This window comes from Arthrobacter nitrophenolicus, from assembly GCF_000332815.1.
Taxonomy (GTDB): domain Bacteria; phylum Actinomycetota; class Actinomycetes; order Actinomycetales; family Micrococcaceae; genus Arthrobacter; species Arthrobacter nitrophenolicus.
This window is the reverse complement of the sequence record NZ_AOFD01000063.1, coordinates 1-24,092: the sequence shown is the minus strand read 5'-3', so window position 1 is coordinate 24,092 and position 24,092 is coordinate 1. Positions and strand designations below refer to the sequence as shown.

The following is a 24,092-nucleotide window of genomic DNA, read 5'->3' as shown; positions in this document are numbered from 1 at the left end:
GTATCTCCGGTGGTCGCGAACCCGCCCGCGGAGACGTTCAAGAAGTAACCCTTCGGAACGTCCGACGGCGGCACCCCGGGTTCCACAACCATGGAACCGGGGTGCCGCCGTCAGGGTTTAAGCAGTAAGCCGGAAGCTACCGCTCCGGTTTGACCACCATCGCCGAGCCTCCGCCACGCCTGACCGGTTCGGCGACAGCCGTCACGGTTCTTCCGTCGAGGTCGAACTCGATGGCCGTGGCGGCGCCGATCTCGGCGGCTGAGGTAAAGGCATCGCCTGCCGGCACCAGCTTGTGTCCAAACCGGGCCGTAAGGTCAGTTCCGTACTGGTCGATAAATGCCGGTTCGGCAGTCACGTTGGCGGTATTCCTCTGCGTGGCCCGGGGTGCGGCCAAGGCATCCTCGATGCTCATGCCGAAGTCGATCCGGTTGATCAGCGTCTGCAGGACGGTGGTGATGATGGTGGAACCACCCGGCGAACCGAGTGCCAGGAAGGGCTCGCCGTCCTTGAGCACAATGGTGGGCGACATCGAGGAGCGCGGCCGCTTGCCCGGCTCGATGCGGTTGGCTTCCGTCGGGTTGTAAACGGTGTTGAAGTCGGTGAGCTCGTTGTTGAGGATGAAGCCGCGGCCCGGAACCGTGATGCCTGATCCGCCGGTCTGCTCGATGGTGAGCGTGTACTCCACCACATTGCCCCATTTGTCGGAGACAGTGAGGTTGGTGGTGGAGATGTTCTCCGTGTCCTTCTCATCCGCGAGCGCTGCCGGTTTGACCGGGCAGACGCCGTCGTACGAGGTGACGTCGCCAGCGGGGACCGGCTTGGTTGCCGCCTTCAGCGGATTGATTTCGCAGGCCCGTTCCTTGCCGAAAACCTCGTCCAGGAGCGCTTCCGTTGGTACGTCCACGAACGCCGGATCACCCACGTACTTCCCGCGGTCGGCGAAAGCCAAGGCCGTTGCCTCGAGATAGTGGTGGAGGGCAGCGGCCCGGTCCGCCTTGGCCACGGCCGGCAGGTCGAACGTCTCGAGGATATTCAACGCTTCACCCACGGTAGTACCGCCACTGCTGGAGGGTGCCATCCCGTACACGTCGTAGCCGCGGTAGTTCACATGCGTGGGGTCCTGGTCGATGGCACGGTACTTTGCGAGGTCCTGCGCGGTCATGAAGCCCTTGGGAACGGGAAGCTTCGTGGCCGGGTCCTTCGGCGGGTTCTGCACTGTCTTGGCGATCTCATCCGCGAGCGGGCCCTCGTAGAACGCCCGTGTTCCCTCATCTGCCAACAGCCGGTAGGTGTCGGCGAGGTCCTCGTTTTTCAGTACTGAGCCAACAACCGGAAGTTGACCGCCCGGCAGGAAGAGCTCAGTGGTGGCCGGGAATGCCCTGAAACGCTCGTCATTGTCATCAGTCTGCTGGCGGAAGGTCTCGTCCACCACGAACCCGCGCTCAGCTACCTCGATGGCCGGTTCCAGTGCCTTCGCCAGGCTGAATTTGCCCCAGCGTTCCAGCGCCCGCTCCCACGTGGCCGGGGTTCCCGGGACGCCCACCGAGACTCCGCTGGTGACCAGTTCGGGCGTGAAGTTGTACGGCTTGCCGTTGGCGGGATCAATAAACGCATTGGTGGGCATTGCCGCCGGCGCCGTCTCTCGGCCGTCGATAGTGTGGATTTTCCCGCTGTTCGCGTCGTAGTAGACAAAATAGCCGCCGCCGCCGATCCCGGCGCTGTATGGCTCCGTGACGCCGAGGGTGGCGGCAGCTGCGACGGCGGCGTCAACAGCGTTTCCGCCCTTGCTGAGAACTTCGATGGCGGCAGCCGAAGCCTCGGGGTCGACAGTGCTGACGGCACCTCCGCGGCCTTCGGCTACAGGTTCCTTGGCGGTTTGGTACTGATGGTCGGCTTTGTGGGCAGAGGCAGGGCTCATGATCGCCCCTGTGGTCACGCTCATCGCCAGCGCAGCCGTAACGGCTCCTAGCCGGCGTCCCAGATGTGGCATGGTTGCTCCTGATGGGGGTGCGGGTGAGGTGGGGCACACGTTACTCCTCAGGGATGGGACACTCAACGGCTCCGCCTACCCCGCCGGCGGCCCGCCCTACCCTTTATCGGTGCCATGCTGGCATTGTTGGCTTACACCAAGAGCGCGGGTCCTGGCGCCAGGACCCGGAAAGGCGGGAAGGCTGATGCCCGGATCCAAACTTGCCATCGTCGGGGCCGGCAGCGTGGGAACCTCCCTGGCCTATGCCGCACTCATCCGCGGTTCGGCCAGCAACATTGCGCTGTTCGACGTCAACTCCGGCAAAGCGGAAGCAGAAGTGCTGGACCTCGCGCACGGCACGCAGTTCGCAGCGGGGGCCACTTCAGTCACGGGCGGAGGTGACATCGGCGTGACGGAGGGTGCCGACGTCGTGGTCATCACAGCCGGCGCCAAGCAGGAACCGGGACAGACCCGGCTCGACCTGGCCGGGACCAACGTCCGCATCCTCGAACAGCTGATGCCGAAGCTGCTGGAGAGAGCACCTGATGCGGTCTACGTCCTGGTCACCAATCCCTGCGATGTGCTCACCGTCGCTGCCCGGCAAATTACCGGACTGCCGGCGGGCCGGATCTTCTCGTCCGGCACTGTGCTGGATACGTCCCGGCTCCGCTGGCTCCTGGCACGCCACGCCGGTGTTTCGGTGGCAAGCGTCCACGCCAGCATGGTGGGCGAACACGGAGACACCGAATTCCCAGTGTGGTCCGGGGCCAGGATCGGGCCGGTGCCCATCCGCGAATGGACGTCCGGCAGCGGGCGGACGTTCACCCAGGAGCACCTCACTGACACCGCGCGGGAAGTGACCCAGGCGGCCTACAAGGTCATCGCCGGCAAAGGAGCAACCAACTACGCGATAGGCCTGTCCGGTGCCCGCATCGTGGAAGCCCTGCTCCGGGACGAGAATGCTGTCCTGCCTGTGTCCACCGTTCTTGACGGCCAGTACGGGATTTCAGGAGTGGCGCTCTCATTGCCCAGCATCGTGGGGCGCCAGGGTGTCCTGCGCGTCCTGGACACCCCAATGGACCAGGACGAGCTGGCAGCCCTGCAACACTCCGCGGACACCCTGCGGAACACCCTCTCCACCCTCGGGCTCTGAATCCACGCGGGCGGCAATCCTTCCAGGAAGCCGTAATGCAACGCCGCCGCAACCTTCCGCCCGCCGCCGTTCGCTAAGCTCGGCAGTGGCACGAACATGCCGGCTCAATGACGAACCACCCGGGAGATTAGGCGGCTATGACCAACTGGCGAATCAGGGACTTCCACTCGGCTGACCTGGACGGGATCCTGCATCTCTGGGAAACCCTTAAGGCGAGCAACGTCGAGCCGGTCTACGCCCTCTCCGAGGTGCTTGCCTCCTGCGAGAAGGACCATGCCGTGGTGGCGGTGCAGGGCGAGCAGGTGGTGGGCGCCGCCGTCGGACGCGCCGCGCACGACCAGGGCTGGATCGTCTTCCTGGCCACCCTCCCCGAATACCGCGGCCGCGGGATAGGCACCTCGCTGCTGGCCGCCGTCGAAAACCGGATGGCACCCCACGGCCTGAACAAGCTTTCGGCGCTGATGCCGGACTCCGAAACGCGCGTGGAGGCATTCCTGGGCCGCGGCTTCGCGCTGAAGAAGAACCTGCGGTACTTCGAGCGGACCATCCCCGTCCAGCGGCAGGAGCTGGGTGCGCTGGGCCAGCTGGGTGGCCGCGTCCTGGCCCGCGACCTGTGGGAAAACGTGGCCGGCATGCACCGGGAGAAGGAACTGCTGGAACGCCGGCTGGTGCTTCCACTGGCCGAAGCGGACCTGGCCGATGAATTCGGCGTGGTCCCGCCACGCGCCGTGGTCCTCTTTGGCCCGCCCGGCACCGGCAAGACCACCTTCGCGAAGGCCATCGCTTCCCGCCTGGAATGGCCATTTGTCGAAGTCTTTCCGTCCCGCCTGGCGGCTGATCCCCAGGGCCTGGCCGGGGCGCTGCGCGAAACTTTCCTGGAGATCGCGGAACTGGAACACGCGGTGGTGTTCATCGATGAAGTGGAAGAGATCGCCTCGCAGCGGTCCGGTGAACCGCCGTCGCCGCTGCAGGGCGTCACCAACGAACTCCTGAAGATCATCCCCGCCTTCCGCGAACAGCCGGGCCGCCTGCTGGTGTGCGCCACCAACTTCATCCGCGCGCTCGATTCGGCGTTCCTGCGGCACGGCCGGTTCGATTACGTCATCCCCATCGGCCTGCCCGACCGCCACGCACGCGAAGCCATGTGGCAGCGCTTCATCCCCGCACCCGTGGTGGACGACGTGGACGTCGAGCTCCTGGTGGAACGCACCGAGGGCTTCTCCCCCGCGGACATCGAGTATGCCGCCCGCAGCGCCTCCCAGCGCGCGCTGGAAAAGGCCGTGTACGACGACGGCGGGCTGGCCTCCGGAGCGCGGCCGTCAGTCCGGGAAGCGGTGCGGAAAGGACCGTCCACCCAGGACTACCTGGATGCCATCGGCGAAACCCGCACCACCGTCAGCGAGGAAGTCCACCAGGACTTCCTCGAGGACATCGACGCCCTCGCGCGCGTCTGAAAGGCCCGGGACTTTCTGCCCTTACCTCCGCACCGGGCGGGCACCAGTATCGAGGTATGGCACACATTGTTATCCCTTACGGGACCTCCGAGGGCCAGACGGCCCGGATCGCGGAGTTTATTGCCGACGTCCTGCGGGCCCACGGACACGACGTGGAGCCCGTGGACCTGAAACACTCGGACCACCTTCTGGCCGGCAAGTATGACGCCGCCATCGTGGGCGCTTCCATCCACATGGGGAAGCACGAGGAATACGTCCGGGACTTCGTGCTGAAGAACCGCGAAGCGCTGGAAGGGATCCCTTCTGCGCTGTTCTCCGTCAGCCTGGCCGCGCACGGCGACATGGAAAACGCCGAACAATACGTTGCCCAGTTCGAGGAGGAGACGGGCTGGCACCCTGCCGGGTGGCCCTTTTCAGCGGGGCCCTGCTGTATACACAGTACGGGTTCCTCAAGCGCATGGTGATGAAGAAGATCGCTCAGGACAAAGGCGGCCTGGACACCGATACGTCCCGCGACTACATCTATACGGAATGGGACGGCGTCCGGCGGTTTGCCGAGGACTTCGCTGCCGGCCTGGAGCCGAAAGCGGTCCAGAGTAATCTTTGAGGCATGTCCTCGAACCCTCTCCGGCATGCCTTCGCGCGCATGGGCGGCCGTGATCCGCATGAAAAACATCGGGCCGCGACGCCCCTGGAACTCTTCTTTGACCTGACCTTTGTCATCGCCTTCGGGGTGGCGGGCAGCCAGTTCGCCCACGAGATCGCCGAGGCCCACTTTGTGGAGGGCCTCATGGCGTTTTCCTTTGCGATGTTTGCGGTGATCTGGGCCTGGATCAACTTCACCTGGTTTGCCAGCGCCTATGACACGGACGACTGGGTGTTCCGGGTGGTCACCATGGTCCAGATCGTGGGGGTGCTGATCCTCACGATGGGGATCGAACCGATGTTCCACTCGATTGTGGAGGGTCGGCACGTGGACAACCGCGTCATCGTGGCCGGCTACGTGATCATGCGGCTTGCCCTGGTAACGCAGTGGATCCGGGCGTCCCGCCAGGATCCCGCGCGCCGCCAGACGTGCCTGCGCTACGCCAAATACCTTGCCCTCGTACAGCTCGGCTGGATCGCCGTGCTGGTTGTGGACACCGATGTAGCCACCACATTCCTTCTGGTGATCCCCCTGGTGGCACTGGAAATGGCCACGCCCTATGCGGCGGAACGCGATGAGAGGACCCCATGGCACGCACACCATATCGCCGAGCGGTACGGGCTGCTGGCCATCATCGCCTTGGGCGAGTGCCTGATCGGCGCGATTGAAACCCTGCGGGCGATCGTGGCGAACACGGCTGGAGCGTGGACGCGGCACTGGTCGGCTTCGGCGGTACGGCCCTGGCCTTCGGGATGTGGTGGGTGTACTTCATGCTGCCGGCCGGACGGGCCCTGCACCTGAGGCGGCACCGCTCATTCCTTTTCGGCTACGGCCACATTCCCATCTTCGCGGCGATTGCGGCCACCGGCGCAGGGCTGCATGTGGCGGCGTACTACATCGACCATGAGGCACACATCAGTGCGGCAGCGGCCGTCGCCTCCATCGCCGTCCCGGTTGCTGTCTTCAAACTTGCCCTGACCTGGCTGTACAGCACCATGATGGGGCCGGACCGGACGGTGATTGCGGTTGCCGCCGGAATCATGGTGGTCCTGGCCGGGGCCGTTGCCATGGCGGCTTTGGGGGCCTCGGTCCCGGTGTGCATGCTGGTCATGGTGCTGGGGCTGGCGGCGTCCATCGTCATCGATGAGCGCCGCGGAGCCGAGCGGCTGCACACCGCGCTGCAACGGCTTGAAGCAGGAACTACCGCTCCCCAGCCCTAACGTCAGCCGATGCGGCGCCGGCGCCCGCTTCACCATAGGAGAGATTCTCGTAGTCGGTGGTGTCTTCCTCGTCCAGGCGGTCGTCCAGCTCCTCCAGCAGCCACGGATTCACCCGGGCCAGGATCTTGCGGACCTCCTCCACCTCGACGGCGGCGTACAGCACGGGCCGGGCGTCGCGGTATTTGGTGACCGGCGGTTTGTCCGGCCATTTCTCAGCAAGGGCTTTGACCCTTTCCGGCAGGGAGTTGTGGGCGTTGTCCGCAATCTTGACCAGGGCAGCGTCGTGGTCCTCGGCGATCTCGCGAATCCCGGCCTGGTAATCGTCCGGGTTGCTGTGAAGCCGGTTGGTGACCCGCTCAATAATCTCCACGGCGCGCTCGGAAACGCCCATGTCCAGCAAGGCCTGCCGGGTGATCGGAGTGTCCTCGGCGATATCGTGCAGGTATCCCGCGATCCGGATATCGTCGTCGAAGTCGGCCAGGGCGTCGCCCACAGCCAGGACGTGTTCCCGGTAAGGCCTCTTCAACTTGTCCTTCTGCCGGTTGTGGGCCACCTCGGCAAGGACTTTGGCAGTCTCTACGGTGAACCCTGGGGCCGGACCGTGGGCCGGAAAATGGTCATCTGACATACCCCAAGCCTACGGGCCGCTCCAGACCCATGGCTGCCGCGGGAGCGTAGCCGGATTGAACGCTGCCAACGCCTGCTCCAGGGTGCCGGCGGGAAGGTTCAGGGAGGCGAGAAGACGGTCCCGCACGGCATTAGCGGAGACGCCCGCCCCGGCAAGGTCGGCAAGCGTCACTGCCCCGTCCCGCTTTGCCAGCCGGGCGCCGTCGGAGTTGACCACCAAGGGAACATGGGCATATTCCGGAAGCGGAATATTCAAGAGGGATGCCAGATAGGCCTGCCGTGGCGTGGACGGAAGCAGGTCGTCACCCCGGACCACCTGGTCCACGCCCTGGTCCGCATCGTCCACCACCACGGCAAGGTTGTAAGCCACCACGCCGTCGTTTCGGCGCAGGACAAAGTCGTCCACCACGCCAGGAAATTCGCCGTGCAGGACATCGTGGACGGTGAACTCCTGGACCGCAGACCGCAGCCGGATGGCCGCGGGCCGGATGGAGCGCTTGAACTCCCGCTCCGCGGGGTCCAGGTTCCGGCAGGTGCCGGGGTAGGCGCCCTGCGGGGCGTGCGGGGCCGAGGGCGCCTCCTGAATTTCCCGGCGGGTGCAGAAGCACTCGTAGGTAAGGCCGGCATCACCGAGCCGCCGGATGGCATCCTCGTAGAGCCGGCCACGGGCAGTCTGCCGGACCACGCCGCCGTCCCATGTCACCCCGACCGCCTCAAGGTCCCGCAACTGCACTGCCTCCGCACCGGCCCGCGCACGGTCCAGGTCCTCGACCCGGAGCAGGAAGCTCCGCCCCGTGGAGCGGGCAAACAGCCACGCCAGCATGGCGGTGCGCAGATTGCCCACGTGAAGCTCACCGGAAGGACTGGGGGCAAAGCGGCCGGCAGACGTCATGGATCCAGCCTATGCGGACAACACAAGAGCCCCTCAGCTACCGATTGCTACGGAAATCCGATGATCGGTGGCTCAGGGGCTCTTGCCGTGAAAGGTGCGGAATGACGATGCGTGAACAAGAGTCAATCAGCGGCGGCCTCCTTGCGGGAAGCGGTCTGCAGCGTCCGGGTGGTGTGCCGAAATGCCGTTGGCCTGCGGGTTCCGGCGGTAGCCGTTGCCCAGTTGCCAATATTTCAGCAGAGATCCTACAGTTGGTGCAACCGGCACGGATTGCACTGGTCAATCCGATCAATCTCTCCCCGCTTCAGAGACAGGAACTGATCAGATTGCAGGAACTGGACCCGACCGACAAGCGGATTCTTCGCGCCCTCGACGAGGACCCGCGCGTGCCCATCATGGTGCTGGCACAGCGGTTGGGACTGGCGCGCGGAACGGTGCAGACGCGGTTGGAACGCATGGCGGCGTCAGGTGCGCTTCGCCCCAACAGCAGCAGGGTGCTCCCCGCCGCCCTGGGACGCGGGGTGGCCGCATCCGTCAGTGCGGAGCTCGACCAGAGCCACCTCAACGAGGCCATCGCGGCTCTGCGCAAAATCCCCGAAGTCCTCGAATGCCACGCCCCGGCCGGGGATACCGACCTGCTGATCAGGGTTGTCGCCACCAGCCCGGACGACCTTTACCGGGTTTCCGAGGAGATCCGGCTGTGCCCGGGCATCGTGCGCACCTCCACCAGCATGTTCCTCCGGGAAGTCATCCCTTACCGCACCACCGGGCTGCTCGCAGCAGACTGACCAAGCCCCGGCCGCCCCTTCGACGGGCACCGGGGACCTCTCCCCATCGCCGCCTGCCACCCGTCCCGGTTAGGCTGACAGCCGGGATATCCAATCGGGGGGGAATCATGGCGGGGACGTTCTACGGTGGCGACGTTGGGCAGCTCCGGCAGCTGGCCAAGGAGCTGGCGGGCGGGGCCAACAAACTGGACGCCCTGAGCCAGCAGCTGGGCAGTACCATCAGCGCCGGCCTGTGGAAGGGGCGCGACGGCGACCGGTTCCGCGGCGAATGGTCCTCATCCCACGTGAAGCTCCTAAAGTCCGCGACAGCCGGGCTCGAGGCGGCATCCAAGGTGCTTCTCGCCAATGCAGACGAACAGGAGCGGGCCAGCACGGGCAGCGGCCCGGGCGGTTCAGGGGGCGCCGGCGGTTCAGTGGGCGCCGGTGGTTCCGGGGGCGCTGGCGGTTCCGGCGATGGGACAGCCAGAACCTGACCGATACCCTCACCGCCATGACACCGGAGGAACGCCGGGAGTACCTGCAAAGCGGCGAATTCGAACGGTGGGCGCTGGCCAACCCTGACGCGGCGAAGGCTGCCCTGGATGCGGCCGCGGACTCAGGCCTGATCGACAAGAACTCGCCGGAATACGCGGACTTCCTCAGCTCCTACTGGAACAACCAGGCCATGCTGGACATGGGCATCGACCCCGCCAGCTGGGATACCTCCAGGGGCACGGAGCCCAACTGGGAAACCATCCGGAGCGTCTACGACTTCTACGGCCAGGCCTACCTTGCCAACCCCGACCTGCAGTGGGCCGGAATGGCGAACATGATTGGTCCGTCCTTCGCCGGCGGCTTCCGTGACATGGCCATGCTGCGTGACCTCGCGCAGCAGATCGCCGATAACCCCGCCGCCGATATCCCCGTGCCGGTCCTCGACGAGATCGAGCAGTTGGCCGGCATGACGGACCAGGAGATCCGCTTTTACGAAACCAGCATGCTGGACATGAACAAGGAGATCTTCCTGGACCAGGCCCGGCAGCACCAGGCCTACCTCAACGGCGGACTGGACGAAATCAACCGGCTCAGGGACTCCGGCGCCATCGACGCCGGAACGGCCGATGCGTGGGCGGACATCGACTCCGGTGACCCGGACCGCGTGCAGGAAGGAAACACGGCCCTGCTGTACCGGGAGCAGAACGAGATCATCGCCGACGACTACGACAACATGCGCGGGCACCCGGGAGGGGAAGCCGTGACGTACATGGTGACCCTGGCCGGCGACCCCTCCATCCCGGGAGCCAGGAGCTACCCGGAGGTGTTCCCTTACACCTTCAGCGTGGAGAGCCCCGGCCCAGAGAACATTCCGCTGACCAGCTGGGACAACCCCGCGCAGTTCCGCACCGACTTCACCACCGGCTTCCCGGACGGCAACATCGCCAATGCGGACCAGCGCTGGGAACTGATCCGGCAGGATACGCTGCCGGCCTACCAGGACCTGCTGGCCACGGACCCGGACCAGGCAGCCCGGATCATCGGTTCGGACTTCGATGCCCGCGTGGACCAGTACCGTCCCACCAACAACATCCCGGGAATCATGGACAGGTTCCTGGGCGGCTTTGACACGGAGGTCCACCAGTGACTCCACCCTGCACAGCACCGGCCCGCCACACAAGGCGCGCCATCGCCGTCGTTCTCTTCCTCCTGCCCGCGCTGGCCGCAACACTTGCCCTCAGCGCCTGCCAGCCCGCCGGACCCGCCGATCCCACCTCCGCCTCATCCTCGCCAGGGAGCACCGTGAAAACTTCAGAATTCTCCACACTCGATGCCCCCGGCGTGGACACCATCCGCGAAACACAGGCGGCCCGCCTGGACATGAGCTCCGGCCGGCTCGACAAAGCCGCCGTCCGGGTGGCGGCTGACAGCTATGGCCCCGAAATCAACACCCGCGGCGCCGGCAAGATCAGCCTGAGCATCGCGGCGCCCCACGGCGAAATCACCGCGGAGACGGACCGGATCAGGTTCAACACCACGGCCAGGCGCGCCGACTTCAGCGAGGTGACCTACTTCCTCACCGCGGATTCCCTCGACGAGTACGTGGCACTCATCCGCGACGGCGTGGAACGGTACGGGATCTCCGAGGCCTCGGCAGAGGACTGGATCAGCAGCACCCAGGCAGCTCCGGATTCAAAAAGCGACTTCTCCATCACGCCAGGCACGGCCACCGGACTGACGGTCAACTACGACCTGAGGTACGACGGCGGCAAGGACACCCAGGTGATCATCGTCCACGTCCTGCCTGCGGAGTGAGCGGACGGTTAGACAGGCGGGCCGGCGTTGGACTTCAGGTTCTTCATCACCAGTGTTGAGGTGAGCCGTTCGACGCCGGGCAGGGACGTCAGTTCGGCGTCGTAGAAGCGCTGGTAGGCGGGCAAGTCCTCCGCGATGACCTTGAGCAGGTAATCCGGCGAGCCGAAGAGACGCTGCGCCTCCACGATGTTGGGATGGTCCGCCACCCGGTTCTCGAAAATCTCCATGGTGGGCCTGTCCACCTGCCGGAGCGTCACGAACACGATCGCCTCAAACCCCAGGCCCACCGCCGCGGGGTCGATGTCCGCCTTGTACCCCCGGATCACGCCCGACTTCTCCAGGTCGCGCAGCCGCCGGTGGCAGGGCGCCACGGTCAGGCCCACCTTTGCGGCGAGTGCGGTGGCAGTCATCCTGCCGTCCTCTTTCAGGTGGCGCAATATATTCCTGTCAACAGCGTCAATCACGCAATAATCCTACTGCCCATGCCGGGTGGCGGGCGAAAAGAGGACAGCACTTCCGGGCCGGAAGTCCCTATCGTTTCTCCTGAGAGAACCGACAGGAGAAACCCCATGAATCCGGAGCTGTTCCTGGCCTTCATACTGGTAGCGGCCGCCCTGGCGTGCACTCCAGGCGTGGACTGGGCCTACACCATCACCGCCGGCTTAAGGCAGCGCAGCTTCGTTCCCGCGGTGGCCGGCCTCTGCGGCGGGTACGTCCTCCATACCGTCCTGCTGGTCGCGGGACTGGCGGCGCTGCTGGCCGGAATGCCCGGGGTCCTGGGATGGATCACCCTGGCCGGCGCCGCCTACCTGATGTGGCTGGGCGTCAGCACCCTGCGCTCGTGGCGCGGCGCGTCCTTCAGTGCGGCAGGCGCCGTCGTCCCTCCCGCCGGAAGCCAGCTCCGCGCATTCTTCCAGGGCATGGGCACCAGCGGGATCAACCCGAAGGGCCTCCTTTTCTATGTGGCCCTGATCCCGCAGTTCGTCAGCGCCGAGGCATCCCTGCCCGTGCCCGTGCAGTCCGGGCTGCTGGGCATGACCTTCGTGGCGCTGGCGGGCCTGGTGTACACCGCCGTCGCACTGCTCTCCCGGACGCTGCTGCAGAGCCGGCCCGGGGCAGCACGCGCCGTGACCCTGGCAAGCGGTGTCATCATGGTGCTGCTTGCCGTGGTCCTGCTGGGCGAGCAGCTGGTGCCGCTGCTCGCCGCCGCAGCTAGTCCCCGCTGAGCTTCTTCCAGTCCTGTTCCCAGATGCGGCGCATCTCCTCGTCCTTGCGGATGGGAATGGGTGCGGCGATCTCACGCTGCGGCTCGGGATCCGGCCGGCGCCTGCCCCAGTCGCGCGGGTTCAGGGACCGGCGGCTGGACTCCAGCACCAGCAGTGCCCGGTCCGTCATGGCATCGTTCCGCAGCACCATGTGCGTCTTGCGGCGGCGCAGGACCTCACCGATTGCCTCATGGGCGGCCTCATAGCGCCCCTCCCTGCGCAGCGCGCGCCCGCACGAGGAGCAGCGCCGCGGAGAGGTCATCCGCGTTCAGCAGCCCTTCCGTCCAGTCGATCACGGTCCGGCTGCGTCCCAGCGTCAGCGCCAGCGAGCAGCGCGTCAGGGCCATGGGGAGCGACGGCGGCAGGCCGGTCAGCGCGTCCAGCGCCGCTTCCGTCCGGCCGGTTTCGCGCAGCGAGTGGGACAGGGCAAGGAACACGGATTCTTCGCTGAAGAGGACCGGTATCTCCACTCGCTCGGCAAGTTCGATCCGGGTGACGATCCTGGTGAGGTAGGTGGACGAGTAGCGGTTCGCATCCTCGTCATTGCGGATGGTGAGCCCGCGGTGCAGCAGCTCGGAGGCGCGCAGGTAGCCACCGTGCTTGTACGCGAGCAGCCCGGCCATCAGGTAGCACAGTCCCGCCCAGCCGGGGTGGGCGCGGGCCAGCGTGATCAACCGCTCGGGCTCCCGGCTGGTGAAGACGGCTTCGTGGACGGCCTTGGCCGGCTTGGGCAGGAGGAGCTTCAGGCGGGGGACGTCGCCGTCGATGGACAGCAGGGCAGGGTTCCGGCCACCCAGCACGCCGGTGAGCAGGCCCCCCACTCCCCCGGCCAGGTCGTGGACGGGCGTACGGAGCTGCGGGTTCCCGAAAGGGGTGAGGTCCCGGCTGTCCCAGTAGATCGGTGCAGTGTCCCCGGCGGTCATCTTTCCATGCTAACCGGACCGTTGCATGAACCATTCGGTGAAGGAGGCGGCACGGCCGGTGCCGTCAAACCGGATCACCCACAGGTTGTCATAGGTGGGCCGGTCACCCGAATAGGTGGTAAGCCCCTGGACGAAGGCGGTATTGCCGTCGGTTCCCAGCAGCTCCCAGCTGAACGTCCAGTCCCCGGGCTCGTCCCGGGCGGCCAGCCAGCGGTCCACAATGTCGTCGCGGCCCACCCAGGGGTCCGGGTCCGCGGGCCGGGTCTCGTACCGGGCGTCTGGTGTGAACAGGGCGCTGATGTCCTCGGGCAGGTTGCTGCTCCAGGCCGCCTGGTACTTTTCCATCCAGGCCTGGACCTGTTCCAAAGCTGAACTTGGCTCGATCATGCCTCCGGTTTTACGCGGCAGTATTCCTGGCTGCAAGCCGTTCAACCGCCGGCGGCGGCAATCCACACCCCGATGACCCACGTGCTGGCCGCAAGGGACGCGAGCCCGAATTCGGCCAGCATGCCCAGCCCCGTGGCTTTGAGGGCTGCCCAGCTGGAGGTGGCCGCCCGGCCGATGTTGCGGGTGCGAAGGAATTCGCTGAGCAGCAGGCCGGCCGCGAAGCCGACGAAGAGTCCCACGACCGGGATGATGAACATGCCGATCACCCCGGCCACGAGGGCAGCCACGATGCTGTGGCTTGGAATGGCGTGTTGCTTGAGTTTCCTGCCGGTGAGCACGGCACTGGCGGCCATGCCGGCGGCGACGAACAGCATGGCGACGGCGAAGACCACCCAGCCTGCCGTCCCCGCGCCGCCCCAGATGGCCCAGGCCAGGAGGCTGGCTCCGATCAGGATGCTGCCCGGAAGGACCGGGATGACGGTGCCGGCCACCCCCACGAGGATCGCCAGGCCGCACAGGACGGTCACCACGGTCTCGGAGTTCATGCACCCCAGTGTATGGCCGCCGCCCTTAACCCCCGACGGCGGCGCCTCCTGTCGCAAGGAGGCACCGCGTCGTAATTTCAGGGGAGCTACTGTGCTGCCGCCGCGGCGGCAACGGCTGCGGTGACGGCGGGGGCAACCCGCGGATCCAGCGGGCTGGGAACGATGTAGTCCGCGGACAGGTCCTCGGCCGCAAGTTCGGCGATGGCCCGGGCTGCCGCCAGTTTCATGGCGGGGGTGATGCGGCGGGCACCGGCGTCCAGGGCACCCCGGAAGATGCCGGGGAAGGCCAGGACGTTGTTGATCTGGTTGGGGAAGTCGCTGCGCCCGGTGGCCACCACGGCGGCGTACTTCACGGCCACCTCCGGGAGGACTTCGGGGTCCGGGTTGGAGAGCGCGAACACGATGGAGTCCTGGTTCATGAGCGCGAGGTGGTCCTCGTCCAGCTTGGAGGAGGAGACGCCGATGAAGACGTCAGCGCCGGCGAGTGCCTCGGCCGGCCCCCCGGCCACGCCGCGCGGGTTGCTGCGGCCGGCGATATCGGCCTTCTTGCTGGTGGCGTCCGCGGCCAGGTCCGGGCGCTGGCTGTTGATGACGCCGCGGGAGTCCAGCAGGACAACATCGCTGATGCCGGCGGCCAGCAGGATTTCGGCGACGGCGATGCCGGCGGCACCTGCGCCGGACACCACCACGCGGAGGCCCGCAAGGCCGCGGCCGGTGACCTTGGCGGCGTTGGTCAGGGCGGCGAGGGCCACCACGGCGGTGCCGTGCTGGTCGTCGTGCATGACGGGGCAGTCCAGTGCTTCGATGAGCTTTTCCTCGAGTTCGAAGCAGCGCGGCGCCGAAATGTCCTCAAGGTTGACGGCGCCGAAGCTGGGGCGGAGCCGGACCAGGGTTTCCACGATCTCGTCAACATCGCTGGTGTTGAGGACCAAGGGGATGGAGTCGAGGTCGCCGAAGGTCTTGAACAGGGCCGACTTGCCCTCCATGACGGGCAGGGAGGCGCTGGGGCCGATGTTGCCCAGGCCCAGCACGGCGGTGCCATCGCTGACCACGACCACCAGGCGCTCGGCCCAGGTCAGGGTGCGGGCGAGTTCCGGCTGCTTGTGGATGGCACGGCTGACTTCGGCCACACCGGGCGTGTAGGCGATGGACAGGTCCCGCTTGTTGGACAGCGGGGCGGTGGTGCCGATGGTCAGCTTGCCGCCCTGGTGGGCGCTGAAGATCTCGTCCTCGGTCAGCGGGGTGGCAGCGGAATCGTCGATGGCGGTGATTGCGTCAATGGACACGTCGTTGTCTCCTGGTGCTCGCCGTGCGCGCACGGCACATGGAAGCCCGGCGCCCGGGCGGGCGCAGGCAAGGGGAATGGTGCGACAGGAAACCCAGGGGTGGCGGGTCCGCGGGAGCGTGGGGCTGTTGTGTTCCTCCCTGTTGCTCCGGTTCCTCCATGGTAGGCAGCGGTTTCCGGGGCCGGCCGACGATTTGACACAGCCTGCGGCCGCCAAAACGCTTGAGCAAGCGCACTTGTGACCCACGTCACGTGATAAAGGCGTACTTATTGGGTTATTGGTCTAGGCCGGTTACGCACTTTGGGACAGTGTGAACCCGGCTTCGGCGCCCGGAGAGAGGCGGGCGCAGGCCTTTTTGAGGTCTTCTTCGGCCTCGAAGAGGGAAAGGCGCCGGTTCCGGACGGACTGGACCAGACCAGTGACGGTCAAGAGCAGGACGCGCGCAGCAACAGCGTCCGTGGCTGCCGCGCCCACCACCTTTTCGGCCAGTGCGTCGATCTCCCGCAGCAGCGCAGTGGTGTCGCGGTCCGGAAGGTAGACGCCCCGGCTCAAGCACTGCTCCACGGCAGGCTGCATGACGCGCATGTGGAAGATTTCCATCACCAGCCCCGGCAGGGCGCGACCGCGGAACCGGGCAGGCCCGGTCCGGGCGCCTGCCTGCAGCTCATCCAGCTGGTGGCGGTACAGGGCAAGCATCAGGTGGGTGGGGGAAGGAAAATACCGGTAGAGCGTTCCCAGCGGCACATCGGCCTTGGCGGCAACTTCGGCAAGTTCCACGGAATCCAGGCCTTTGCGGGCGAACGCCGCTGCGGACTCCAGGATGCGGGTATAGCGGAGCCGCTGGCGAGGAGCGGAGGGCCTGGCGGCCATGGGCGGATGGTCTGAAATGGTTTCGGGCATCAGCATTCCGGGGTTGTGATCCTGTAGTGCAGCAGCCGGGAGCGTCCCCATCCCGAATCCGCCTGCAGTCCGGGATCAACTATACGACACAGTTGTGTGACGTTATTTGTCAGTGACCTTACTACCCGGTCTTCCGCCGGTCAGGCGACGCTCTTGATCTTGACCACGAAAACGGCCCCCAGGAGTCCGATGATGGCTGCAGTTGTGAAGAGCGTGCCGTACCCGCCGAATTGCGTCACCGCGAGGAAAGCGAGGCCCGTCGCGAACACTTGCGGCAGCGAAGCGGCCACGTTGATGACCCCCATATCCTTGCCACGGTCCGCGGCCTGCGGGAGCACCTGCGTCAGCAGGGCGAAGTCAACGGCCTGGTAGGCGCCGAAGCCGATGCCCAGGATGCAGGCCCCAATCAAGGCGCCGGTCCATACGGGGAAGAACGCCATGGTGAGGCCCGCCATGGCGATCATGACCGAGGAGGCGATCACGAATGGCTTGCGCTTGCCCACCCGGTCGCTCCACGGCCCCGCGATCACCGCAGTAATCATCACCAACGCCGCATAAATGCCGGTAAGGGTCAGGACTCCCAGCGCTGGGTTCTCATGCTTGATGACGTCCGCGAGGAAAAAGATCAGGTACACAATGGTTAGCTGGTTGCAGACGTTGACCAGGAAGCGGGTGAGCCAGGCCCACGCGAAGTCCGGGTGGCGAACCGGGCTGATCCAGAAGCCGCGGAGGAAATTGCCCAAGGAAAACGGCGGGCGGAGCTCCCTGGGCAGCGGCGGGTCATTCCGGTGGAACAGGTATGGCAGCACGGAGAGCAGCAGGGCGGCCGCACACAGCCAGTAACCCACCATGAAGTTGCCGGAAACTACCGCACCGAAAACCGCGCCGAGGAGGATTCCCACCGTCTGGCCCAGGGCCGCCAGTCCCCCCACGCCGCCGCGCTGCAGCACCGGCACGCGGTCCGGAATGGCGGCGGTAATGGCCGCATAGGCCGCGTTGGCGCCCAGCTGGACAAGGCACCAGAACAGGACCATCAGGGCAACAGCCGCGGCCCCGGACATTGCCAGCAACGCTGCCGTGGCCAGGATGGTACCCGCCAGGACCCAGGGGGAGCGCCGGCCGAAACCCGAGACCGTCCGGTCGGACAGCGCACCGAAGAGCGGATTGGCAACCAGGGATACGGCGGCCCCGCACCCAAGTACGAGGGAGGCGATGGCTTCCTTGTTGGCTTCGTCGATGCCAGTGGCCTGCTGGGCGACAAAGACGTTGATGGGTCCGAAGAACGCGGCGTTGATGCCGACGTTGACCAGGACGAGGCCGGTCACCCACCGCGCGGTGACCTTCCGCGTGGGCTCGGCGAGCGCCGCCGTCGAGCTTGCTTTGGCAGCGTGCGGATCCGGCGGAGCGGGCGTGTCGGACAGGCTCATGTCAGGCTCCCCTGGTGCAGCAGATGATGGTGGAAGTCAGACTATCGTGGGCGGTACCGCATTCCCACGCCGTTTCAGCGGGGCGGCAAGACGGATCCAGAGGAGAACCACATGAGCGCAGCGTCCACCCCCGAAAGCACCACCGTCAACACCGCGGATCTGTACGACGAGCGCGGTGACGAGCTGGCGTCCGTGGCGCTGCAGTTCCAGTCCCTGGGCGGACGCTCCCACTTCAGCGGGCCCATCCGGACCATCCGCTGCTTCCAGGACAACGCCCTGGTCAAGTCCACCCTGGCCACGCCGGGCAACGGCAGCGTGCTGGTCGTGGACGGCGGCGGCTCCCTGGGCACGGCCCTGATGGGGGACATGATCGCCGAAAGCGCAGTGGCCAACGGCTGGGCCGGCGTCGTGATTCACGGGGCCATCCGGGACCGTGAGGCCATCGCCCGCCTGGAGCTCGGGGTGAAGGCGCTCGGCAGCAACCCGAGGAAAAGCGCCAAAGCCGGCGCGGGCGAAGTGGATGTGGACGTGGTGGTGGACGGCGTGACTTTCCGCCCCGGCGCCATGGTGTGGTGCGATCCGGACGGCATCCTCGTGGAGCGCTAGCAAAAGAATTTCCGGAGGAGGGAATAACCGGCAGGCGTACGATAGTTACTGAAAGCAACTATCCTTGCCCGGCCCTTTCCCCACCTGGAGTTTCCATGCCCAAAACCCCCGCGGCGCGTCCAGCCGGAGAAGCGCTGACGCAGCGCCAAATTGTCACCGTGATGGTGGGACTGATGCTGGGCATGTTCCTGGCCTCGCTGGACCAGACCATTGTGTCCACCTCCATCTACACCATCGCCAATGACCTGGACGGCCTGTCGCTGCAGGCGTGGGCAACCACCGCATACCTCATCACGTCCACCGTCAGCACGCCGCTGTACGGCAAACTGAGCGACATCTTTGGCCGGCGGCCCCTCTACCTCACGGCGATCGCCATCTTCCTGGTGGGCTCGCTGTACGCCGGCTCGGTCAACTCCATGACCGAACTGGCCTTCGCCCGGGGCGTCCAGGGCCTGGGTGCCGGCGGCCTGCTGGCCCTGGCGCTGACCATCATCGGCGACATCGTCTCGCTCAAGGACAGGGCCAAGTACCAGGGCTACTTCATGAGCGTGTTCGGCATCTCGTCCGTGCTCGGTCCGGTGGTGGGCGGTGCGTTCGCCGGTTCCGCGAACATCCTGGGCTTTGACGGCTGGCGCTGGGTGTTCTTCATCAACCTGCCCATCGGCCTGGCGGCACTGGCCGTGGTGTTCCTGTTCCTGCACCTGCCCGCCAAGCATGCGAAGCAGAAGATCGACTACTGGGGCGCCGCCGCCATCACGCTGGCGATCGTGCCGCTGCTGCTCGTGGCCGAACAGGGCCGCAGCTGGGGCTGGACGTCCCTGAACTCGTTCCTCTGCTACGGACTCGGCGTGGTGGGCATCATTTGGTTCCTGCTGGCCGAAAAGCGGGCCGGCGACTCCGCCCTGATCCCGCTGCGGCTCTTCCAAAACACCACCTTCGGGCTGTCCTCGCTGCTGAACTTCATCATCGGCATCGGCATGTTCGGCGCCATCGCCATGCTGCCCCTCTACCTCCAGCTGGTGAAGGGGCTGACACCCACCCAGGCCGGCCTCATGATGATCACCTTCACTGTAGGAATCCTGACCGGGTCCATCACGGCCGGGCGGACCATTTCGGCGTCGGGAACCTACCGGATCTTCCCCGTCATAGGCACCGGCATCCTCACCGCGGCGGCCACGGTGATGGGCTTCTCGCTTGGCGTGGATACAGCCCTGTGGGTTCCGGGCGTCATCGCGGTCTTCTTCGGCGTGGGGCTCGGGTTCTGCATGCAGCCGCTCACGCTGGCCATGCAGACCTCGGTTCCGGCGCGGGACATGGGCGTGGGGACATCCTCCGCGGCCTTCTTCCGGTCCATGGGCGGCGCGGTGGGAACAGCCGTATTCATCTCCCTCCTGTTCAGCCTCGCCGCCAGCCGGATCGCTGACGGAATGAAGTCGGCGATGGCCGATCCCGCGTACCTGGCCGTGCTGCAGGACCCGGCCGTCGCGGCGGACCCGGCAAACGCCAAGCTGTACGAGTTCTTCCGTGACGGCGCCTCCAACGAGTCCCTGAACGACACCAGCTGGCTGCACACCGCGAACAACGTGCTGACCCGGCCCATCACGGAGGGCTTTGCCTACTCCATCGACGTGGTGATGTTCACCGCCGCGGCCCTCACGGGCATCGCGTTCCTCATCAGCTTCGCGCTCCCCAACAAGAAGCTGACGGACCACAGGCCGTCCCCGGAGGCGGCTGCCGCGGCAGCGCACTGACCGCCCCGGGGACGACGACGGCGGCGCGGCCCGCCGTCGTCGTCCCCGGTTAAGCGGGGTGGTCGTCGCCAAGTGGAACCTCGGGCGGTGACGTGCCACACTGTTTAGCGCGTGTGCGCCGGCCCTCTTGCCGGTACCGCAGCCGACGATGTCCGCACCGCATTCCACCAGACCCCAAACCCAGGGAGAACCATGCCCACTGCACAGGAGCAGACCACCGCCCGGATACCGCAGCGGGTGATCTGGCTGGCGCTTGCAGGGGCGGTGGGCGGATTCCTATTCGGCTTCGACTCGTCCGTGGTGAACGGCGCCGTGGACGCCATGAAGGACGAATTTGCGCTGTCCGAGGCGGTGACCGGGTTTGCCGTCGCCATCGCACTGCTGGGCTGCGCCGCCGGCGCCTACCTCGCCGGCAAGGTGGCAGACCGCTACGGCCGCATCCCCGCCATGAAGCTCGGCGCCCTGCTCTTCCTGGTCAGCGCCCTCGGCACCGGGTTCGCGTTCAGCGTCTGGGACCTGATCTTCTGGCGCCTGGTGGGCGGACTGGGCATCGGCCTGGCGTCCGTGATCGCCCCGGCCTACATTTCCGAAATCTCGCCGCGCAAGATCCGTGGGCGGCTCGCGTCACTTCAGCAACTGGCCATCACCACCGGCATCTTCGCCGCCCTGCTGTCCGACGCCCTGTTTGCCACCAGTGCCGGCGGCGCGGACCAGGCCTTCTGGCTTGGCATCGAGGCCTGGCGCTGGATGTTCCTGGCCGCGGCCCTGCCGGCCGTGGTCTACGGCTGGGTTGCCTACACGCTCCCTGAGTCCCCGCGGTTCCTGGTGTTCCTGGGCAAGGAGGACGAGGCCCGCAAGGTCTTTGACGCGATTGCTCCCACAGAGGACACCGACCGGCACATCCGCGACATCCGGGAAGCCATCGAGGAAGACAAACTGGCCGGCCAGAAGGGCTCGCTCCGAGGCAAGGCGTTCGGGCTGCAGGCAGTCGTCTGGGTCGGCATCATCCTCTCCGTCCTGCAGCAGTTCGTCGGCATCAACGTCATCTTCTACTACTCCACCACCCTGTGGAAGGCCGTGGGCTTCCAGGAGAAAGACTCGCTGACCATCTCCGTGGCAACGTCCGTCACCAACATCCTGGTGACCCTGGTGGCCATCGCGCTGGTGGACCGGATCGGCCGCCGGCCCATCCTGCTGGCCGGCTCCGTGGGCATGGCCGTATCCCTGGGCGTCATGGCACTGGCCTTTGCCTCCGCTACCGGAACGGGAGCGGACATCACGCTTCCCGGCGCCTGGGGCCCGGTTGCCCTGGTGGCCGCCAACGTGTTCGTCATCAGCTTCGGTGCCTCGTGGGGCCCGCTGGTATGGGTACTCCTCGGCGAAATCTTCCCCTCCCGGATCCGTGCCCGCGCCCTGGGCCTGGCCGCGGCTGCCCAGTGGGTGGCAAACTTCGCCATCACCCTCAGCTTCCCTGTGATGGCTGCCGCTTCACTGCCGCTGACGTACGCCATGTACGCGCTGTTCGCCGCGGCGTCGTTCTTCTTCGTGATGTTCAAGGTGCCGGAAACGAACGGAATGTCCCTGGAACAGGCGGAGACCCTGTTCGTGCCCAAGGGCTCCGTCAAAGCCTAGAAGCCCTGCACTTCCGGTGGCATTACAGCGCCAGCTTCATGCCTTCGTGGCTGGCTTCGAAGCCGAGGCGCTCATAGAAACGGTGCGCGGCGGTACGGGACTTGTGCGTGGTCAGCTGCATGAGGGCGCAATCCCGCCGCCGGGACTCGTCAACAGCCCACCGCACCATCAGTTCGCCGACACCCCGCCCGCGCCAGCCGCCGGCCACACGGACGCCCTCAAGCTGCGAGCGCCAGGCACCCTGCCGCGATATGCCCGGGAGGAAGCTCAGCTGGAACGTGGCAATGACCGTGCCGGCCGTTTCACCGTCCGGCACTACCTCGCCCACCGCCAGCAGGTGGGCGGGGTCGCCGTCGATCGCTTCAAAAGCCCGCTCGTAAGGTGCCACGTCCCCGCCGGTTTCACGGGCGGCACCCAGTGCGTCGTCAGCCAGCAGGCGTACGACGGCGGGAAGGTCACCACGGGTGGCGCGGCGCAGGCGGAAGGTGCCGCCGTCGACGGCGGCTGTCAGCAAAGGAGTCAGGGCATCAGGGGCGGAAGTCACCCGCCCAGCCTTGCACAGGAGTGAGCGCGCGTTCAGCGTTTACCCGCCAAAAGTGAGCGGGCGTTTGGGGGACGGCCAACACGTACGACGCCGGCACTTGCGGAAGTGCCGGCGTCGTTGTTTATGCAATACGTCAGCTGCGGGAGCAGGAGGGGTCAGGCGGGCGCCTGGGCCACCTCCGCCTGCCGTTCCTCCACCAGGGTGGAGACGGCGCTGAACAGCGGATGCCCGGGCTCCAGCCCGGTAATTTTCGCTGTGGCGTCCGCCGGGCTGCTGGCTGCCAGTATGCCGGCCAGCTCCACCGCCTCGGTGTCTGCCGGATCGTTGAAGCGCAGCGCAGCGGCGATGGCACCCAGCAGGGCTTCCGGAACCACCCCGCGCTCTGCCAGTTCAGCGGCCGGGCCGATGAACCGCTCGTGCCGGCCGAGCTTTCGCAGCGGCGCACGCCCCACCCGGTTGACCGTGTCCGGCAGGTGCGGGTTGGAGAACCTGGCCAGGATCTTCTGGACGTAGGCCTCCTGCTCGTCGTTGTTGAAACCATGCTTGGCCACCAGCAGCTGTTTGGTCTCCTCCAGCACGGCACGCACATCCTCTGCCACGTCCTGGTCGGCCATCGCGTCGGAGATCTTTTCGATGCCTGCCTCGAACCCGAAATAGGCTGCGGAGGCGTGGCCCGTGTTCACCGTAAACAGCTTCCGCTCGATGTAGGGCGAGAGTTCGTCCACGAAGGTTGCTCCCGGGATGGACGGGGCGGCACCGCCGAAGGGCGTCCGGTCGATGACCCACTCATAGAAGGTCTCCACCGTGACATCGAGGCCCTGGCCCGCCTCCTGGTTGGGAACGATCCGGTCCACCGCCGTGTTGGCGAACACCGCACGCCCTTCCAAAGCCCCGTTGGCGGCCTCCGGACGGGAGGCCACCTCCCGGGCCAGGATGTCCGTGGCATTGATGGCGTTCTCGCAGGCCATGACCTGCAGCGGGGCCATCCCGTCCCCGCGCGCGGCGATGCCCCTGGCGATGACCGGCGCCACGAACTTCAGGATGTGCGGTCCCACGGCCGTGGTGACGATATCCGCCGTGGCGATCTCCGCGACGAGTTCCGCTTCCTGCGTGTTCGAGTTCAGGGCGCGGAAGTTGTCCACGGTCCGGACGGCGGGGTTCTCCCCCACTTCGTGGACCCGGTAGCTGTCCGCCTCCGCGAGCTGCGCGATGAGGGCATCAGCCACGTCCGCGAAGACAACCTCGTACCCTGCGTCATGCAGGAGCAGTCCAACAAAGCCGCGGCCGATGTTTCCGGCACCGAAATGTACAGCCTTCACTATGCGTTGACCTTTCCGAAGAGCTCCAGGACTTCATCCACGGATTGGGCGGCTTCCAGGCGGGCCACCTGCTCCTTGTTGGTGAAGACCTTCGCGATGGAGGACAGGATGTGCAGGTGCTCGTTGTTGACGCCTGCGACGCCCACCACGAACTTCACCTCCTTGCCGTTCCAGTCGATGCCCTGGGGGTAGCGGACCACGGACACCGCGGACTTGCGGATGTGGTCCTTCGCGGCGTTGGTGCCGTGCGGGATGGCCAGGAAGCTGCCCATGTAGGTGGACACCGATGCCTCGCGCTCATGCATGGCCGCGATGTAGCCCTCATCCACGGCGCCGCGGGCCAGCAGCAGCCGGCCGGCTTCGTCGATGGCGGCGTCCCGCGTGGTGGCCGAGCCGTCCAGCACCACGCTGTCCCGGGCCAGGATCTCCCCGCCGCCCGCCGCGGATCCGGTGGTTGCCCCGCGGCGGT

At 66.5% G+C, this 24,092-nt stretch carries 24 protein-coding genes and 2 pseudogenes; 13 read left to right on the top strand and 13 right to left on the bottom strand.

From position 1 onward, the window contains the following. Positions 1–136: 136 nt before the first annotated feature. Positions 137–1,990 (bottom strand): gamma-glutamyltransferase, encoded by a 1,854-nt coding sequence (ggt, locus tag G205_RS17635; protein WP_035753658.1) that lies wholly within the window; start codon positions 1,988–1,990, stop codon positions 137–139. 184 nt (positions 1,991–2,174) lie between these two features. Between ggt and G205_RS17630 the strand changes: the two genes are divergently transcribed. From G205_RS17630 to G205_RS17615, 5 genes and pseudogenes are all read left to right on the top strand, one after another. Further along, positions 2,175–3,122, top strand: coding sequence for an L-lactate dehydrogenase (locus G205_RS17630; protein ID WP_009359187.1), 948 nt, complete (start codon positions 2,175–2,177; stop codon positions 3,120–3,122). A 137-nt stretch (positions 3,123–3,259) separates the two neighbouring features. Then, positions 3,260–4,576: an ATP-binding protein gene (locus tag G205_RS17625; RefSeq protein ID WP_009359186.1), complete on the top strand. Its 1,317-nt coding sequence runs from the start codon at positions 3,260–3,262 to the stop codon at positions 4,574–4,576. A gap of 56 nt (positions 4,577–4,632) precedes the next feature. Next, positions 4,633–5,040, top strand: a complete 408-nt coding sequence (locus tag G205_RS17620; RefSeq protein ID WP_338058431.1) for a flavodoxin domain-containing protein — start codon at positions 4,633–4,635, stop codon at positions 5,038–5,040. Further along, positions 5,040–5,183 carry a hypothetical protein gene (locus tag G205_RS23865; protein WP_338058430.1) on the top strand — a complete coding sequence of 48 codons (144 nt, stop codon included), beginning with the start codon at positions 5,040–5,042 and terminating at the stop codon, positions 5,181–5,183. Before G205_RS17620 ends, G205_RS23865 begins: the two co-directional genes overlap by 1 nt. 3 nt (positions 5,184–5,186) lie before the next feature. Next, positions 5,187–6,442: pseudogene (locus G205_RS17615) on the top strand (low temperature requirement protein A). Here G205_RS17615 and G205_RS17610 read toward each other — a convergent pair. Further along, positions 6,423–7,070: an HD domain-containing protein gene (locus G205_RS17610; protein WP_009359185.1), complete on the bottom strand. Its 648-nt coding sequence runs from the start codon at positions 7,068–7,070 to the stop codon at positions 6,423–6,425. The pseudogene G205_RS17615 and the gene G205_RS17610 sit on opposite strands and share 20 nt — an antisense overlap. A 9-nt stretch (positions 7,071–7,079) precedes the next feature. Next, on the bottom strand, positions 7,080–7,961 hold the full coding sequence (gene gluQRS, locus G205_RS17605; protein WP_009359184.1) for a tRNA glutamyl-Q(34) synthetase GluQRS: 882 nt from the start codon (positions 7,959–7,961) through the stop codon (positions 7,080–7,082). Positions 7,962–8,287: 326 nt separating this feature from the next. Here gluQRS and G205_RS17600 point away from each other — a divergent pair, with 326 nt between their 5' ends. From G205_RS17600 to G205_RS17585, 4 genes are all read left to right on the top strand, one after another. Then, on the top strand, positions 8,288–8,749 hold the full coding sequence (locus G205_RS17600) for an Lrp/AsnC family transcriptional regulator (RefSeq protein WP_009359183.1): 462 nt from the start codon (positions 8,288–8,290) through the stop codon (positions 8,747–8,749). Between the two features lie 107 nt (positions 8,750–8,856). Continuing rightward, positions 8,857–9,222 carry a hypothetical protein gene (locus tag G205_RS23205; protein ID WP_235047064.1) on the top strand — a complete coding sequence of 122 codons (366 nt, stop codon included), beginning with the start codon at positions 8,857–8,859 and terminating at the stop codon, positions 9,220–9,222. Positions 9,223–9,239: 17 nt separating this feature from the next. After that, complete coding sequence (locus tag G205_RS17590; RefSeq protein ID WP_235047062.1) at positions 9,240–10,370, top strand: WXG100 family type VII secretion target; 1,131 nt, start codon at positions 9,240–9,242, stop codon at positions 10,368–10,370. After that, complete coding sequence (locus tag G205_RS17585; RefSeq protein ID WP_009359182.1) at positions 10,367–11,038, top strand: hypothetical protein; 672 nt, start codon at positions 10,367–10,369, stop codon at positions 11,036–11,038. Before G205_RS17590 ends, G205_RS17585 begins: the two co-directional genes overlap by 4 nt. A gap of 8 nt (positions 11,039–11,046) precedes the next feature. Here the strand turns inward: G205_RS17585 and G205_RS17580 are convergent, their stop codons facing one another. Next, positions 11,047–11,502 (bottom strand): Lrp/AsnC family transcriptional regulator, encoded by a 456-nt coding sequence (locus tag G205_RS17580; RefSeq protein WP_083875100.1) that lies wholly within the window; start codon positions 11,500–11,502, stop codon positions 11,047–11,049. A gap of 105 nt (positions 11,503–11,607) precedes the next feature. Here G205_RS17580 and G205_RS17575 point away from each other — a divergent pair, with 105 nt between their 5' ends. Continuing rightward, on the top strand, positions 11,608–12,264 hold the full coding sequence (locus G205_RS17575) for a LysE family translocator (RefSeq protein ID WP_009359180.1): 657 nt from the start codon (positions 11,608–11,610) through the stop codon (positions 12,262–12,264). Here the strand turns inward: G205_RS17575 and G205_RS17570 are convergent. From G205_RS17570 to G205_RS17545, 6 genes and pseudogenes are all read right to left on the bottom strand, one after another. Then, a pseudogene (locus tag G205_RS17570) lies at positions 12,251–13,226 on the bottom strand (hypothetical protein). The gene G205_RS17575 and the pseudogene G205_RS17570 overlap by 14 nt on opposite strands. A gap of 9 nt (positions 13,227–13,235) precedes the next feature. Further along, positions 13,236–13,613 carry a nuclear transport factor 2 family protein gene (locus G205_RS17565; protein WP_035753655.1) on the bottom strand — a complete coding sequence of 126 codons (378 nt, stop codon included), beginning with the start codon at positions 13,611–13,613 and terminating at the stop codon, positions 13,236–13,238. A gap of 41 nt (positions 13,614–13,654) precedes the next feature. After that, complete coding sequence (locus G205_RS17560; RefSeq protein WP_009359178.1) at positions 13,655–14,158, bottom strand: DUF456 domain-containing protein; 504 nt, start codon at positions 14,156–14,158, stop codon at positions 13,655–13,657. A gap of 86 nt (positions 14,159–14,244) precedes the next feature. Beyond that, positions 14,245–15,444 (bottom strand): NAD(P)-dependent malic enzyme, encoded by a 1,200-nt coding sequence (locus G205_RS17555; RefSeq protein ID WP_009359177.1) that lies wholly within the window; start codon positions 15,442–15,444, stop codon positions 14,245–14,247. A 291-nt stretch (positions 15,445–15,735) separates the two neighbouring features. Next, positions 15,736–16,344: a TetR/AcrR family transcriptional regulator gene (locus tag G205_RS17550; RefSeq protein ID WP_035753660.1), complete on the bottom strand. Its 609-nt coding sequence runs from the start codon at positions 16,342–16,344 to the stop codon at positions 15,736–15,738. Between the two features lie 140 nt (positions 16,345–16,484). Further along, positions 16,485–17,771 carry an MFS transporter gene (locus tag G205_RS17545; protein ID WP_009359174.1) on the bottom strand — a complete coding sequence of 429 codons (1,287 nt, stop codon included), beginning with the start codon at positions 17,769–17,771 and terminating at the stop codon, positions 16,485–16,487. A gap of 111 nt (positions 17,772–17,882) precedes the next feature. Between G205_RS17545 and rraA the strand changes: the two genes are divergently transcribed. The 3 genes from rraA (at position 17,883) to G205_RS17530 (ending at position 21,760) form a co-directional block, all read left to right on the top strand. Continuing rightward, on the top strand, positions 17,883–18,377 hold the full coding sequence (gene rraA / locus G205_RS17540; protein WP_009359173.1) for a ribonuclease E activity regulator RraA: 495 nt from the start codon (positions 17,883–17,885) through the stop codon (positions 18,375–18,377). A gap of 95 nt (positions 18,378–18,472) precedes the next feature. Continuing rightward, positions 18,473–20,128 (top strand): MDR family MFS transporter, encoded by a 1,656-nt coding sequence (locus G205_RS17535; protein WP_009359172.1) that lies wholly within the window; start codon positions 18,473–18,475, stop codon positions 20,126–20,128. 192 nt (positions 20,129–20,320) lie between these two features. Then, positions 20,321–21,760 carry a sugar porter family MFS transporter gene (locus tag G205_RS17530; protein ID WP_009359171.1) on the top strand — a complete coding sequence of 480 codons (1,440 nt, stop codon included), beginning with the start codon at positions 20,321–20,323 and terminating at the stop codon, positions 21,758–21,760. 22 nt (positions 21,761–21,782) lie between these two features. Here G205_RS17530 and G205_RS17525 read toward each other — a convergent pair whose 3' ends face one another. The 3 genes from G205_RS17525 to G205_RS17515 form a co-directional block, all read right to left on the bottom strand. After that, positions 21,783–22,304 carry a GNAT family N-acetyltransferase gene (locus tag G205_RS17525; RefSeq protein WP_009359170.1) on the bottom strand — a complete coding sequence of 174 codons (522 nt, stop codon included), beginning with the start codon at positions 22,302–22,304 and terminating at the stop codon, positions 21,783–21,785. A 155-nt stretch (positions 22,305–22,459) separates the two neighbouring features. Continuing rightward, positions 22,460–23,623: a mannitol-1-phosphate 5-dehydrogenase gene (locus G205_RS17520; RefSeq protein WP_009359169.1), complete on the bottom strand. Its 1,164-nt coding sequence runs from the start codon at positions 23,621–23,623 to the stop codon at positions 22,460–22,462. After that, positions 23,623–24,092 (bottom strand): PTS mannitol transporter subunit IIA (locus G205_RS17515; protein ID WP_009359168.1); only part of this gene is annotated, 470 nt, incomplete at its 5' end. The genes G205_RS17515 and G205_RS17520, both read right to left, overlap by 1 nt.

Excerpts from the sequence above, each read along its gene's own strand:
- G205_RS17535 (WP_009359172.1), top strand. The coding sequence starts at position 18,473 with ATGCCCAAAACCCCCGCGGCGCGTCCAGCCGGAGAAGCGCTGACGCAG.
- G205_RS17610 (WP_009359185.1), bottom strand. The coding sequence starts at position 7,070 with ATGTCAGATGACCATTTTCCGGCCCACGGTCCGGCCCCAGGGTTCACC.
- G205_RS17575 (WP_009359180.1), top strand. The coding sequence starts at position 11,608 with ATGAATCCGGAGCTGTTCCTGGCCTTCATACTGGTAGCGGCCGCCCTG.
- G205_RS17530 (WP_009359171.1), top strand. The coding sequence starts at position 20,321 with ATGCCCACTGCACAGGAGCAGACCACCGCCCGGATACCGCAGCGGGTG.
- G205_RS23205 (WP_235047064.1), top strand. The coding sequence starts at position 8,857 with ATGGCGGGGACGTTCTACGGTGGCGACGTTGGGCAGCTCCGGCAGCTG.
- G205_RS17620 (WP_338058431.1), top strand. The coding sequence starts at position 4,633 with ATGGCACACATTGTTATCCCTTACGGGACCTCCGAGGGCCAGACGGCC.
- gluQRS (WP_009359184.1), bottom strand. The coding sequence starts at position 7,961 with ATGACGTCTGCCGGCCGCTTTGCCCCCAGTCCTTCCGGTGAGCTTCAC.
- G205_RS17550 (WP_035753660.1), bottom strand. The coding sequence starts at position 16,344 with ATGCCCGAAACCATTTCAGACCATCCGCCCATGGCCGCCAGGCCCTCC.
- G205_RS17565 (WP_035753655.1), bottom strand. The coding sequence starts at position 13,613 with ATGATCGAGCCAAGTTCAGCTTTGGAACAGGTCCAGGCCTGGATGGAA.
- ggt (WP_035753658.1), bottom strand. The coding sequence starts at position 1,990 with ATGCCACATCTGGGACGCCGGCTAGGAGCCGTTACGGCTGCGCTGGCG.
- G205_RS17625 (WP_009359186.1), top strand. The coding sequence starts at position 3,260 with ATGACCAACTGGCGAATCAGGGACTTCCACTCGGCTGACCTGGACGGG.
- G205_RS17560 (WP_009359178.1), bottom strand. The coding sequence starts at position 14,158 with ATGAACTCCGAGACCGTGGTGACCGTCCTGTGCGGCCTGGCGATCCTC.
- G205_RS17545 (WP_009359174.1), bottom strand. The coding sequence starts at position 17,771 with ATGAGCCTGTCCGACACGCCCGCTCCGCCGGATCCGCACGCTGCCAAA.
- G205_RS17630 (WP_009359187.1), top strand. The coding sequence starts at position 2,175 with ATGCCCGGATCCAAACTTGCCATCGTCGGGGCCGGCAGCGTGGGAACC.
- G205_RS17590 (WP_235047062.1), top strand. The coding sequence starts at position 9,240 with ATGACACCGGAGGAACGCCGGGAGTACCTGCAAAGCGGCGAATTCGAA.
- G205_RS23865 (WP_338058430.1), top strand. The coding sequence starts at position 5,040 with ATGAAGAAGATCGCTCAGGACAAAGGCGGCCTGGACACCGATACGTCC.
- rraA (WP_009359173.1), top strand. The coding sequence starts at position 17,883 with ATGAGCGCAGCGTCCACCCCCGAAAGCACCACCGTCAACACCGCGGAT.